Annotated in this window: 14 protein-coding genes; 10 read left to right on the top strand and 4 right to left on the bottom strand. The window is 50.7% G+C overall.

Annotated elements, in window-relative coordinates:
- The first annotated feature begins 202 nt into the window (after positions 1–202).
- From XMM312_RS04505 to hemB, 4 genes are all read left to right on the top strand, one after another.
- Complete coding sequence (locus XMM312_RS04505) at positions 203–1,081, top strand: DMT family transporter (protein ID WP_173488769.1); 879 nt, start codon at positions 203–205, stop codon at positions 1,079–1,081.
- Positions 1,082–1,894: a bifunctional DNA-formamidopyrimidine glycosylase/DNA-(apurinic or apyrimidinic site) lyase gene (mutM, locus tag XMM312_RS04510; RefSeq protein WP_173481878.1), complete on the top strand. Its 813-nt coding sequence runs from the start codon at positions 1,082–1,084 to the stop codon at positions 1,892–1,894.
- Positions 1,894–2,778 (top strand): alpha/beta hydrolase, encoded by an 885-nt coding sequence (locus tag XMM312_RS04515; RefSeq protein ID WP_173481879.1) that lies wholly within the window; start codon positions 1,894–1,896, stop codon positions 2,776–2,778. The genes mutM and XMM312_RS04515 overlap by 1 nt, the downstream gene beginning before the upstream one ends.
- 346 nt (positions 2,779–3,124) lie before the next feature.
- The gene (gene hemB, locus XMM312_RS04520) at positions 3,125–4,141 is read left to right on the top strand and encodes a porphobilinogen synthase (protein WP_371743468.1); all 1,017 of its coding nucleotides are present in this window, start codon (positions 3,125–3,127) and stop codon (positions 4,139–4,141) included.
- A gap of 6 nt (positions 4,142–4,147) precedes the next feature.
- Here the strand turns inward: hemB and XMM312_RS04525 are convergent, their stop codons facing one another.
- Positions 4,148–5,002, bottom strand: coding sequence for an NAD-dependent epimerase/dehydratase family protein (locus tag XMM312_RS04525; protein ID WP_173488771.1), 855 nt, complete (start codon positions 5,000–5,002; stop codon positions 4,148–4,150).
- 46 nt (positions 5,003–5,048) lie between these two features.
- Between XMM312_RS04525 and XMM312_RS04530 the strand changes: the two genes are divergently transcribed.
- The 3 genes from XMM312_RS04530 to XMM312_RS04540 are packed head-to-tail and all read left to right on the top strand — an operon-like array spanning position 5,049 to position 8,544.
- Positions 5,049–5,951, top strand: a complete 903-nt coding sequence (locus XMM312_RS04530; RefSeq protein WP_173481882.1) for a hydrogen peroxide-inducible genes activator — start codon at positions 5,049–5,051, stop codon at positions 5,949–5,951.
- Positions 5,952–5,957: 6 nt separating this feature from the next.
- Entirely contained in the window at positions 5,958–8,033 is a 2,076-nt protein-coding gene (recG, locus tag XMM312_RS04535; protein ID WP_173488772.1) for an ATP-dependent DNA helicase RecG, read from the top strand.
- Complete coding sequence (locus XMM312_RS04540; RefSeq protein ID WP_254442848.1) at positions 8,008–8,544, top strand: DUF501 domain-containing protein; 537 nt, start codon at positions 8,008–8,010, stop codon at positions 8,542–8,544. The genes recG and XMM312_RS04540 overlap by 26 nt, the downstream gene beginning before the upstream one ends.
- A 58-nt stretch (positions 8,545–8,602) precedes the next feature.
- Here the strand turns inward: XMM312_RS04540 and XMM312_RS04545 are convergent, their stop codons facing one another.
- The 3 genes from XMM312_RS04545 to rsmD all read right to left on the bottom strand — a co-directional run bounded on the left by XMM312_RS04545 (position 8,603) and on the right by rsmD (position 10,096).
- The gene (locus XMM312_RS04545; RefSeq protein ID WP_173481884.1) at positions 8,603–8,848 is read right to left on the bottom strand and encodes a YfhL family 4Fe-4S dicluster ferredoxin; all 246 of its coding nucleotides are present in this window, start codon (positions 8,846–8,848) and stop codon (positions 8,603–8,605) included.
- A 32-nt stretch (positions 8,849–8,880) separates the two neighbouring features.
- A complete protein-coding gene (gene coaD / locus XMM312_RS04550) occupies positions 8,881–9,360 on the bottom strand; it encodes a pantetheine-phosphate adenylyltransferase (protein WP_173488773.1) in 480 nt (159 codons plus the stop codon).
- Positions 9,361–9,484: 124 nt separating this feature from the next.
- Positions 9,485–10,096, bottom strand: coding sequence for a 16S rRNA (guanine(966)-N(2))-methyltransferase RsmD (gene rsmD, locus XMM312_RS04555; protein WP_173481886.1), 612 nt, complete (start codon positions 10,094–10,096; stop codon positions 9,485–9,487).
- Positions 10,097–10,343: 247 nt separating this feature from the next.
- On the opposite strand from rsmD, the gene ftsY reads away from it, so the two are divergent.
- Genes ftsY through ftsX form a run of 3 tightly spaced genes read left to right on the top strand, consistent with a single transcriptional unit; the run spans position 10,344 to position 13,253 of the window.
- Positions 10,344–11,615, top strand: a complete 1,272-nt coding sequence (gene ftsY / locus XMM312_RS04560; protein ID WP_371740528.1) for a signal recognition particle-docking protein FtsY — start codon at positions 10,344–10,346, stop codon at positions 11,613–11,615.
- A 5-nt stretch (positions 11,616–11,620) separates the two neighbouring features.
- A complete protein-coding gene (gene ftsE, locus XMM312_RS04565; RefSeq protein ID WP_173481887.1) occupies positions 11,621–12,286 on the top strand; it encodes a cell division ATP-binding protein FtsE in 666 nt (221 codons plus the stop codon).
- On the top strand, positions 12,276–13,253 hold the full coding sequence (ftsX, locus tag XMM312_RS04570) for a permease-like cell division protein FtsX (protein ID WP_173481888.1): 978 nt from the start codon (positions 12,276–12,278) through the stop codon (positions 13,251–13,253). The genes ftsE and ftsX overlap by 11 nt, the downstream gene beginning before the upstream one ends.
- Positions 13,254–13,338 lie beyond the last annotated feature (85 nt).

A 13,338-nucleotide genomic window follows, 5' to 3' on the forward strand; every position in this document is an offset into this window, starting at 1 on the left:
ATACCCGCATTCGGTTACACTGATGCGGGTATTTTTTTGCCTGCTATAAACTGGCTACGCAGCGCCGGTGACTGGCTTCAGCCTGTCATCCGCTATATCAGCGTATTCCAGTCTTAGTAGTGTAAAACAAAAGAGGATGACAGGCTGAAGCCAGTCACCCAAGCTACTATCAGAGTGCAATTTGTTGGATTGGGATTAATAGATGACAAGATCATGGATGAGTGTTGTACCTTTTGCATTTGTTCTGCTTTGGAGCACCGGCTTTATCGGTGCTCGATACGGTTTGCCCTATATTGAACCGTTTAACTACCTATTTATCCGTATGCTGTTCACGTTGGCGGTCTTCTTTTTATTGATTCAGATCTTCCGTGGACGTTGGCCGAGCTGGGATGTCGCTAAACATCAGTTGGTTACGGGATCGTTGATTCATGCAGGCTATTTGGGTGGCGTATTTGCAGCCATCAAGTTGGATATGCCGGCCGGTGTAACGGCGATTATTGTCGGTCTGCAGCCGCTACTGACCGCCTTTATCTCACAGATATGGCTCAAGTCGAAGTTGAGCCCTATGGGTTGGGTTGGGTTGTGGCTTGGCTTGATCGGCGTCGTGACAGTGCTCTGGTCAGGTGTGGCGGATGAGGAGATTACCCTTACGGCGGGAGCGATCACGGCCGCCTTGGTGGCACTCTTTGCGATCTCTATTGGCACCCTCTATCAGAAACGTTTTGGTGGGGGGGCGGATCTTCTTACTGGATCGTTCATTCAATACGTGATGACGGCGATTATCATGGGCGCTTTAACCTTCGCTTTTGAGACTCAAGAGGTGGTTTGGCACATTGAGTTAATTGGCGCGTTGACCTGGTTGGTGCTTGGTCTGTCGCTCTCTGCTATTTTGCTATTGATGTTGATGATTCGTGAAGGTGAGTCAGCCAAAGTAGCCAGCTATTTCTATCTTGTTCCGCCCGCAACAGCGCTAGAAGCTTGGTATCTGTTTGATGAGCGTCTGTCGATGCTAACCTTGGTGGGTGTGGCTGTGACGGTGCTAGGTGTCTTTTTAACCCAACGTGCGGCTAAGGTGAGTTAAGTGCCAGAGTTACCCGAAGTAGAGACAACACGACGAGGCATAGAGCCGCACATTGATCAGCAGCGTGTGGCCGATTTTGTGGTGCGTGAGCCTCGTTTGCGTTGGTCTGTGCCTAGTGAAATTCCTAAAAACATCGTTGAAAAAAAGGTTAATAGCGTCGAACGTCGAGGAAAATATATCCTGATACGTTTTGATGAGGGCGATCTCATGGTGCACTTGGGTATGTCAGGTAGCTTGAGAGTTCTTCCCAAAGGAACAGAACCGGCCAAACATGATCATGTGGATCTCGTGATGGAAAATGGCTTGTTGGTGCGCCTAACCGATCCTCGCCGTTTCGGTTCTGTGCTCTGGCAACCCAAAGGTGAGACGCACAAGTTATTGGAGAAGCTAGGCCCAGAGCCTCTGTCCGATGCATTTAACGTGGATTATCTGTTTAAGGCGTCACGTAATCGCTCTCTAGCCATCAAGCAGTTCATCATGACCTCTGAAGTCGTCGTCGGTGTTGGCAACATTTATGCTAATGAGTCTCTCTTTAGAGCGGGTATCGATCCGCGTAAGCCGGCGGGTAAGGTGTCAAAACAGCGTTATGAGCGTTTGGTCGGCGAGATTAAGAGCGTGCTTGAGTACGCCATCACGCGCGGTGGTACTACCTTAAGGGATTTCCTCTCCAGTGACGGCAAGCCAGGTTATTTTGCGCAAGAGCTCTCGGTCTACGGTCGAGGCGGTGAGGCCTGTAAATCCTGTGGCTCGACGCTTAAAGAGATTCGTCAGGGTCAACGGGCGACGGTATTTTGTCCTAGGTGTCAGCGTTAATGAGCTTTAGGCAGGCGTTCCCCGTTGAGACGGTAGAGCAGAAGGCTCGTCGTCAGGGGTTGGGTATTTCGGATGCGCTGACACATCGTGAAGTGTGGCGATTGGATGCCAGCATTAATGTCGAGATCTACCCTGTCTCGCACAGCGCCCCCAATATTCTGTTTCTCGCAGGGATCGGCACCTATGTCGAGCTCTATGCTGAATTAGCTGTAGCCCTTAATCAGCAGGGTTTTAATGTGATTGCGGTCGATCCTCCGGGACACGGCTACTCTGCAGGTAATCGCGGTCGATATACTGTTGAACAGTTCCAGCATCACCTTTCCCATGTGCTGAATGCCCTTGAATCCCGCTTTACCGGTCCATGGTCCGTCTATGGTTACTCGATAGGGGCTGTCACGGCGGTTGCGTTGGCTGAGCTAGATCAGCGCATTCAATCGGTGCTCTGTACCACGCTGCTGTTAGGGCAAGAGCCTCCCGATATGATGTATGCCTTGGGTTGGAGCTGGACTCGCTTCAGCGCTCTGTGGTTTCCCAATATGCGCCTGCCACTTAAGAGCTTTATCGATTTTGAGTCGCTTCTGGGTGATCACCCCGCAGGGCCCTACATCAATGACGATCCATTGATTATCTTTGACTACCCTCTGGCAACGCTTGCTTCACTGTTTACCCATCAAGCTGGGATTGCTGATTCGGTGTTCCCATTTACATTGATCAATCTGCAAGGTGATCATGATGAGGTGTTATCCAAAGAGTATGCGCTACGTGTGGCTAATAGGATTAAGCAGCCGATGCATTTGGAGTTCATTGAAGGGGCTGGGCATATGATGCCCTGGGATGATCCCGAGGATCTGGCGCATCGCATCGCATTGCTGTTGGGCAAATAGCAGGCAAAAAAATAGGGCGGCCACTCCATGGCACGCCCTGTTGGAAGACTTTCCTTGCAACCTAGTCGCGTCCTGCGATGTCCCTGTGTTGCTTTACTTCCATTGAAACCAATCCTTGGTCTCACCGGGTCAATCCATGACCTCAGTTATTCCGTGGTGCGTACTTTAGGGATTGAGATAGGGTTTGTATATAGTCATAACAGCTAAAAAGAGGTTATTTAGATATTATTTAGTTATATGTAAATAACCAAAGCCATTTTTGTGTCGATTTGTTGGTCGGCGGGTTAGTCTTGCCGCCATCTTGAGCGTTATACTTGTTAAAAATCATCTACTAATGAGGTGTCTCGTGGCATTCGATCCTAGCCAACGCATTTTTCCACTCACTCGCATGCGTCGTATGCGTGCTAGCACTTTCTCTCGTGATTTGATGCGTGAGAACCAGCTGACAGCCCCAGATCTGATCTACCCAATGTTTGTGATTGAGGGCGAAGGTGAGCGTGAAACGGTCCCCTCTATGCCGGGTGTTGAGCGACTCAGCATTGATCTGCTTGTTGATGCCTGTCAGGAAGCTTATGAACTAGGTATTCCTGCCGTGGCTCTATTCCCAGTCACACCTGCATCCGCTAAGTCTGAAATGGCCGAAGAGGCATTCAATCCAGAGGGTTTGGCACAGCGTGCCGTGCGAGCGATCAAAGCAAAATTACCAGAACTGGGTGTGATTACTGACGTTGCGTTGGATCCATTTACTACCCATGGACAGGACGGCATCATCGATGAAGAGGGTTACGTACTCAATGACATCACTGTTGATGTATTGGTGAAGCAGGCGCTCTCACACGCTGAAGCGGGCGCTGATGTGGTGGCCCCGAGTGATATGATGGATGGCCGTATTCAGGCGATCCGTGAAGCGCTAGAGGCCGGTGGTCATGTCAATACTCGCATCCTTGCCTACTCTGCCAAGTATGCAAGTGCTTACTACGGTCCTTTCCGTGACGCAGTAGGCTCTGCCGGTAATCTTGGCAAAGGCAATAAATACAGCTACCAGATGGACCCTGCTAACAGCGATGAAGCCCTGCACGAGGTTGCTCTCGATCTAGCTGAGGGTGCTGATATGGTGATGGTAAAACCGGGTATGCCCTATCTTGATATCGTGCGCCGTGTGAAAACTGAGCTACGTGTGCCTACCTATGCTTACCAAGTGAGCGGCGAATATGCGATGCACATGGCGGCGTTTCAAAATGGCTGGTTGGATGAGGAGTCGGTGATGATGGAGTCACTGCTGGCATTCAAACGAGCAGGTGCCGATGGCATCTTGACCTACTTTGCCGTTAAAGCGGCACGCCTGCTTAAATCGAAGGCTTAACCGCTGTTAAGTGATCTGCCTCTGTTGCGATTTGAAATCATCCAGCAGAGGCGCAAATCCGGCTTTGTAGTCCTGGTATCGACAGACAAAGCCACTCTCCCTCATCGCTCTGTTAGCGATGCGTTTATTCCCGCCACGCTGTATCGGCTCCTGATGATGGGCTGCCACGCCCAGTTGCTCTGCAAGCCACTTGGTAATCTCATGAATCGGTGCTGGGTGACCGTCGCTGGCTAAATAGAGTTCTTTCAGTGGTTGTTGGTCGATCGCTTTGCCAATTAAGTGCACAACAAAATGGGCCAAGTCGTCACTGTGTATACGATTGCTAAAATGAGTCGGCGTCTCTAACGCAATGGTTCCACTGAGGATGCGTTTTAGAAGGTGGGTACGGCCAGGGCCGTATATGCCGCTGCTGCGGATCAGGGTGCAAGCTGATCGCTGTTTAAACTGTGATTCGCCTTCCAAAAGTAGAACGGAGTGCGCCGTGTTAGGTTCAGCAGCGCTGAATTCATCAATCCACTCACCACGGTTTTGAGCATAGACGCCGGTTGAGCTAACCACAAAAGAGCGTATCGGTGCAGTTGGCAGTGCTTTTAATATGGCAGCCGGGGCATCGACGTATATCTGTCGGTAGTGCTCAATATCGCGTGATTTTGCGGCGGCCGAGAAGATGACGTAATCGACTTCTGGAAGGGGCGGGAGATTTTCAATTTCATAAAAGTCGCACGCTATTGGTTGTACGCCTTCCGATAGCTGGTCTATATTACGTCTAAGACCATAGACCTTATGTTGTTTACTGATGAGCTTGGTTGCAATGGTATTGCCCAAGTCACCACAGCCAATGATTAGAAAACGTTTCGACACGGTAGTGTTCTCCCTTTAGTCGTTAAAGATTACCAGAGGATCGAAAATGACGCTTACAGAACTTCGCTACATCGTCACGCTAGCTCGTGAACAGCACTTCGGCCATGCCGCCGAAAAATGCTTTGTCAGTCAGCCGACGCTCTCTATCGCCGTTAAAAAGCTGGAAGATGAGCTCGGTGTCGCGTTGTTTGAACGCAGTAAAAACGCCGTACGCGTGACGCCCATAGGTGACAAAGTAGTGCGTCAAGCACAGCGCGTATTAGAGCAGGCTGAAGCGATTAAAGAGCTCTCCCGTGAAGGTAAAGATCAGCTGGCTACCCCGTTACGTGTGGGTGCAATTTACACCATCGGTCCCTACCTTTTCCCTCGTCTAATTCCCGAAGTTCAGCAGATTGCACCGCAAATGCCTCTCTACATCGAGGAGAATTTGACCGAAGTTCTTCGAAGCAAAATACGCACTGGTGAGTTGGATGCGATCATCATCGCGTTGCCTTTCCATGAGCCCGATGTGCTGACTCGGGCGGTTTATGATGAGACCTTCAGTTTAATTACTCCAAAAGGGCATGAGCTGAGCAAAGCGGGCTCAGTGGACTCTCAGAAGTTGAACGAGCTGGATATGCTGCTGCTGGGTGAGGGGCACTGTTTCAGGGATCAGGTACTGGAGGCCTGCCCAAGCTTGAATCAGTCGTTCCATGATCAACACAGAGTCACTGAAGGCAGTTCACTAGAGACCATTCGTATGATGGTCGCCTCTGGCTTAGGAACCAGCGTGTTACCAGAGTCGGCTTTAGCGAATCACCCCTCCAATTCGTTGGTTGATATTGTGCCGTTCAATGATCCCAAACCGATGCGATCGGTTGCTGTTGCTTGGCGTGCCAGCTTCCCTCGTCCACAGGCGATTGATGTGTTGGTTGATGCCATCGCTAAGTGCCGAGCGTTGGATAGTTAACTGGCCGTGTCTTCTCAGGTAGCCCATCGAAAGGTCACTGAGCTAAAGGGTGTTGGCGCTGCGCTAGCGTCCAAACTTGGCAAGCTAGGTATTCATAACTTTCAGGATCTGCTGTTTCACTTGCCGTTGCGCTACCAAGATCGAACGCGCATCACTGCGATAGGAGCGATGCGCCCCGGTGATGAGGTGGTGGTTGAGGCGCGTGTAATCGCGTGTGACATCGTGATGGGGCGCCGCCGAAGCCTGGTCTGCCGTATTCAGGATGGCACTGGTACCCTAACTCTGCGTTTTTTCCACTTCAGCGCTGTGCAAAAGAGCGGCTTGATCAATGCGGATATTCGCTGTTTTGGCGAGGTGCGCCCTGGTGCAAATGGTTTAGAACTGATTCATCCCGAGTACAAGCTGATGAAGGGCGATGGCTTTGATCAGTTGGAAGAGACGCTGACCCCAATCTATCCATTGACTGAAGGTTTGACTCAACCGCGCCTTAGAAGCCTGGTAGGGCAGGCACTCTCCGCTTTAGGTTCTGAACCCTTAGATGAGTTGCTGCCGGACTCTGAGCTAGCGCGCAACCATTACCCCTCACTAACCGATGCCGTGCGCTTTCTTCACCAGCCTCCTGTTGGTGTGGATTTGGAGTCGCTACTTGAAGGGCAGCATCCAGCGCAGAGACGCTTAGCTTTCGAAGAGTTATTGGCACATAACCTATCGCTTCGCGTGGTACGTCATCAGATGCAGACGCAAGGTGCGCCAGCGCTGAAATCGACGGGTCGACTCACGCTGCCGTTTCTAGATCGGCTGCCTTTTTCACTTACAGAGGCTCAGCTTCGTGTGGCACGAGAGGTGGCCCGTGATATGGGGCGCCCTTTGCCGATGTTGCGGTTGGTGCAGGGTGATGTGGGCTCAGGTAAGACCATGATTGCTGTATTGGCCGCGTTACAAGCGGTTGAAAACGGCAAACAAGCGGCGGTTATGGCTCCGACAGAAATTCTGGCCGAACAGCATCTAATCAACTTTAAAAGTTGGCTGGAGCCGCTTGGGATTAAGGTCTCGTGGTTGGCGGGTAAGGTAAAAGGTAAAGCACGGGAAGCGGCATTAGCTGAGATCAGTGGTGGTGAGGCTCAGGTGGTTGTCGGAACCCACGCCCTGTTTCAAGATGAGGTCGCCTTCCATGATCTGGCGATGGTTGTGATTGATGAGCAGCATCGATTTGGCGTCGATCAGAGGCTAAGTTTGCGTGAAAAGGGGCGAAATGACGGTAAAATACCTCATCAGCTCATAATGACCGCTACCCCCATCCCTCGTACACTAGCAATGAGTGCTTACGCTGACCTGGACTGCTCCATCATCGATGAGCTACCACCGGGCCGAACGCCAGTGCAAACGGTCGTGATTGATGACAGTCGTCGCGATCGAGTGGTTGAGCGCGTTGAACAGAACTGCAAACAGGGCCTGCAGGCCTATTGGGTCTGTACGCTGGTAGAGGAGTCCGAAGCGCTGCAGTGTCAGGCAGCCGAAACGACTGCCGAAGAGCTGCGCGAGGCTCTGCCCGATCTTAGAATTGGTCTGGTGCATGGTCGTCTGAAACCGGCCGAAAAAGCGGATGTGATGGCGCAATTCAAAGCGCATGAGTTGGATCTTTTGGTGGCTACGACGGTGATTGAGGTCGGCGTAGACGTTCCGAATTCGAGTTTAATGATCATCGAGAACCCCGAACGACTGGGATTATCACAGTTGCATCAGTTACGCGGCCGTGTAGGTCGAGGGTCGCGAGAGAGTTTTTGTGTTTTGATGTATCATGCGCCTCTTTCGCAGCAGGGTCGCGACCGTTTGGCAATCATGCGTGAGACCAGTGACGGTTTCCGTATTGCAGAGCGTGATCTTGAGTTGCGAGGCCCGGGTGAGGTGTTAGGCACCCGCCAGACAGGCATGATGAGTTTCAGAATCGCCGATCTGCAACGTGACGCTGACATGCTCGACAGTGTCCAGCAGACAGCAGAGCGCATAGAGACATCAACAGAATTAACCCGTCAGCTGTGTGATCGATGGATCCTCAATGCTGATCAATACGCACAGGTTTAAGATGCAACCAACAGAGAGACAGCTTCAAATAGTACGCCAGCAGATCGGTCGCGAGCCTCGCGGTATCGAGGCGATAGCGGCACAAACCCCTAGTGGTGTGCCATTGGTGTTACAGATGCGAAGCCTGATCGATGATAAGCCTTTCCCAACCCTCTATTGGCTGAGCAGTAAGGATTTAAGTGTTGAGATCAGTCGTGTCGAGATGACGGGCTGGATTAAGCGTTTTGAGGAGGAGCTGCAAGAGGATGCAGAGCTTCGTGATACCTACATGGCGCAGCAGAAACACTACATGGAGCGCCGCTGGGAACTGATGCGTCCGGAGGACAGACAGCGAATCGAAACTCTTGGGTTCACTAAGATGTTCAACGAGGTAGGCATTGGCGGTATTGCTAACTGGGACAAAGTTCGTTGTCTGCACATGAACTACGCCTACCACTTGGTGGAGCCCAATGTGGTTGGCCAGCGTCTTGATCAAGAGTTTCAGATGAACGAGCTGGCGCCGGAGTTTTAGGTTAATCAGGCACAAAAAAACGCGACCCAAGGTCGCGTTTTTTTGTCTTTGAGTTCGATTAGCCAACCAGCTTCTCGTACTTGATCATCAGTTGCTCTTCAGTTTCAACGTGATCAGGATCTTTTGGAATACAGTCAACCGGACAAACCTCAACACACTGTGGCGTGTCGTAGTGGCCTACACACTCAGTACATTTACTTGGCTCGATCTCGTAGATCTCATCCCCTGGGCTGATCGCCTCGTTAGGACATTCTGGTTCACACACATCACAGTTGATGCATTCGTCGGTAATCATTAGTGCCATCGTGTCTACCTCACTCTAGGCTCAAATCTAAACTAGTTAGAAAAATGTCGTTTCAATGCCGCATCGACAGCCGGATGAACAAACTCTGTCACGTCTCCACCTAATGACGCGATTTCGCGAATCAGCGTCGATGAGATGTACGACAAGTGTTCAGCCGGTGTTAAAAACAGGCTCTCAGCTTGTGGAGCCAACTTTCGGTTCATATTGGCAAGCTGAAACTCATATTCAAAATCTGAAACCGCTCGCAAACCTCGTAAAATGACGTCGCATTGCTGATCTTTCAAAAGATCGATCAGTAGGCTGTTAAAGCCAACCACTTCTACGTTGTCGAGGTGTGCCAAGGATTCGCGTGCAAGTTCTACTCGAACATCCAAATCCAGCAGGGGACGTTTTTTTGGGCTCTCTGCCACAGCGACTACAATCTGACCAAACAGTTTGGAGGCTCTCTCCACCAAATCTACATGGCCGTTCGTAATAGGATCAAACGTTCCTGGGTAAGCTACCCTTTTCATCCCAGCTACTCCTAATAGCGGTAATATTCCCGCGGATGGTAACGGAATTGCGTCAAGGCGACAAATTATAGGAGAAACTTTTAATAATTAATAGATATATTAAATTATTTATCTATAACTAAAATTAATTTCTTTTATACAAGCGGTAGCTGACGTCACCTGCCTGTTTGTCGCGATACAGTTGCCAGTTATCTGGAACTAATAGGGTACTTAGCGATCTCTCAGTCTCTATATATATCATCGATCCATCTGCAAGAACTTGATTTTCCTCAAGTAGCTGACAGATGCCTGAAACTAAGTCTTTGTTGAAGGGGGGGTCTAAGAAGACCAGGTCGTATCGAAATTCACGGCTCGCTTGCTGCAGGAGCCATTGAGTAGCGTCTGTTTCGAGCACTTCAGCGTTTTGTGCCTTCAGCTCTTGCAGATTGTGTTTAAGTGAATTGCAGACCAAGCGCGATGCATCAATCAGTGTGGCGTGAGCTGCACCGCGCGACAGCGCTTCAAACGCCAGCGCACCGCTGCCGCTAAACAGATCCAGGCATTTGGCTGCTGGTGTGTAAGCTTGTAACCAGTTGAATAGCGTTTCTCGAACCCGATCCGGTGTTGGGCGAAGTCCTTCACTCTCTGGAAAGCTCAGTTTTCGTGAGCGCCAATCTCCGCCGATGATGCGAACGAACGAGTCATTTGCTCGATTATGAGGGGCGGGTTTGCTGTTTCTGTTGCGTCTAGGGCTCATTGAAAAAGGTCTCTGCCAAAGCAGTTTTAGGTAAACAGAAATTTTAACCTCAGCTTAGGCTAATAGATAGGCTTTCACAGCGTCTGATGTGGTAGAATTCTGGACTTATATTTTGACTGTTTAGTTCCCTCTGATTAGGACTGTTTAGACTATGGAATCTCTCTACAACTGGATGCTTGATAACGGCTATGATCCAGCCATTATCCCTTACGTTGCGGCCGCTTTTGCCGTCGTCATTTTGATTGTGATGATGCGTTATCTGAAAGGGGATAAAACTGAGGCTATTCAGGATTCTGCTTCAGAAAAAAGCGTTGAAGAGAGCGTTACAGAGGCCCCAGTTGAAACACCATCGGTTGACGAAGCGCCCGTTGAAGAGCCGCCTGTTGCTGAAGACGCAGTCGAAGAGGTAGTTGAGCCAGCAGCTGCAGAAGAGACGGTTGAGCCAGAAGCTGTTGAGACCGAAGTGGAGGTTGAACAGACTCCTGCAGAGCCAGAGCCAGAGCCAGAGCCAGAGCCAGAGCCAGAGCCAGAGCCAGAGCCAGAGCCAGAGCCAGAGCCAGAGCCAGAGCCAGAGCCAGAGCCAGAGCCAGAGCCAGAGCCAACAAAAAGCTTCTTCGATCGTGTTAAATCCGGTCTAAGTCGCACGAAAGCCGGCCTGACTGAGCAGATTACAACCCTCTTCGCCGGTAACCCTGAGATCGATGAAGATCTTATGGAAGAGATCGAGACCTTGTTGCTGATGGCCGATATTGGCGTTGAGGCAACGACAGAGATTATCGAACGTTTAACCGATCGTGTAGAGCGTAAACAGCTCTCGGATGGCGACGCTCTGCAGGCGGCTCTGAAACAGGAGCTGGCCGAGCTATTAGAACCCGTTGATCAACCGCTTGAATTACAGAGTGACAAATCCCCAATGGTGATTCTGATGGTGGGTGTTAACGGTGTCGGTAAAACAACGACCATCGGTAAACTGGCCAAGAAGTATCAGGGTGAAGGTAAGTCGGTGATGTTAGCGGCGGGTGATACCTTCCGTGCCGCGGCGGTTGAACAGCTTCAGGTTTGGGGTGAGCGAAATAACGTCCCAGTGGTTGCTCAACATACCGGTGCAGACTCAGCCTCTGTTCTATTTGATGCGCTTGAGTCAGCTAAAGCGAAAAACGTTGATGTATTGATTGCAGATACAGCGGGTCGTTTGCAGAACAAAGATAACCTGATGCAAGAGTTACAGAAGGTTGTTCGTGTGATGCAGAAGTTAGATCCTTCGGCGCCACATGAAGTGATGTTGGTACTCGACGCGGGTACGGGTCAGAACGCCATCAGCCAGGCTAAAGAGTTCAAAGAGGCGGTGGGCGTGACGGGCATTACCCTAACGAAACTCGATGGCACAGCGAAGGGCGGTATTATCTTTGCCATCGCCAAACAGTTTGGTCTGCCTATTCGATTCATCGGTGTCGGTGAGCAAGCTGATGACCTACGTCCTTTTGAAGCGAAAGCTTTTGTTGAGGCGTTGTTCGACTAACTCCTATGGCGGCTATTCAATTCACTAACGTCAGTAAGCGCTATGACTCTGGTCAAGAGGCCCTAAGGTCTGTCGACTTTACATTGGAGTCGGGCGAGATGGCCTTTTTGACAGGCCACTCGGGAGCAGGGAAGAGTACCCTGTTAAAACTGCTGACGCGCGTTGAGCAACCTAGCCGTGGTGATGTGTGGGTCGGTGATCAAAATCTATCTGAATTGTCTCGCAGCGAGATTCCGCAATATCGCCGAACCCTGGGTGTGGTCTACCAGAATCATCGTCTGTTAGAAGATCGCACTGTTTACCAGAACATTGCACTTCCACTGCGTATCGCAGGCTATAACGAAGAGGATATTGGTCGTCGCGTACGCGCGGCACTCGATCGAGTAGGACTGTTGGAGTCAGAGCAGAAGCTCCCACAGGCGTTATCGAGTGGCGAGCAGCAGCGTATCGGTATTGCGCGTGCCATTGTTCATAAGCCTAGGGTGCTGATTGCCGACGAGCCGACCGGTAACCTCGACCCTAGACTCTCTCTCGACATCATGAGTCTATTCGAGCAGTTCAACCGCATTGGAACGACCGTCTTGATCGCGACCCATGATGTGGCGTTGATCAAGCGAATGCGTCATAGAGTGCTGATTTTAGATAAGGGGCGACTGCGTCATGTCCAGTAGTGAGACTCGATCACGCGGCGCCTCTGATATCAGCGTCAGCCGTTGGCAACGCGTTAAACACTGGGCGGTACAGCACCGTCTAGAGAGTGCCGATGCCGTTAAGCGTCTTCTACATAATCGACTGTCGACGCTGGTGACACTGCTGCTATTGGCGGTTGTACTCGCTGTGCCAACCTTTATGTATTCGCTGTTGGGTAATTTGAAACAGCTGACACCGGGTACTGACTTTGAGCCTCAGCTTGCACTCTATTTAAGCCCAGAACTCAAAGCCGACGAGTTAGATCGATTCAGCCGTTCACTCCTGCTGCGTGATGATCTACTTTCGGTTGAATTGATCAGTAGCGATGTAGGTGCCAGCGAGTTTAAAAGCCACTCTGAACTGGGTGAGCTGATCAACCTATTGGATGAGAATCCACTCCCAGCGGTTGTGCTCGCGACGCCGCGTGATCAAGATCCTGCGACCATGAAAGCACTGCGTGAAAGCATGGCAGCCTTGCCAGAGGTGGATGTCGCCGAGTTAGACGTAGAGTGGTTAGAGCGTCTCGAAGTGATTTTAGGCTCATTCTCCAGCATCAGTTTTGTGCTGGCGCTGTTATTGGGTATGACCGTGCTTCTGGTGATCGCTAACACCATTCGTACCATGATCAGCAGTCGCCAAGAGGAGATTGAGGTCAGTTTGTTGATAGGCGCTACCGCTGCTTGGGTGAGACGCCCATTCCTCTATGCAGGACTGCTGTACGGACTCTTTGGTGCACTGTTGAGCCTAGTATTGGTTTACTTCTCACTGGCACTTGTCGAAGCGCCATTGGCTGAGTTAACAGAGCTCTATATTGGTCGTTTTGATCTTCAGGGACCTGATTTGTCATTAATCATGGCGCTGTTAGTGGGCGGGACTATACTAGGATGGATAGGGGCATTCATTGCTGTATCCAGACAGATGGGGCAGTTAAATCAAGGCTCTGATTGATCGGATTTAGCCGGATTTGCGTTTATCTGTCACTCTGGTATCTTTTTGGGTCCAGTGTTGGTAAATATTAGTAATTCCTAATGAA

This window comes from Marinobacterium sp. xm-m-312 (assembly GCF_013283295.1).
In the GTDB taxonomy this organism is placed as follows: domain Bacteria; phylum Pseudomonadota; class Gammaproteobacteria; order Pseudomonadales; family Balneatricaceae; genus Marinobacterium_E.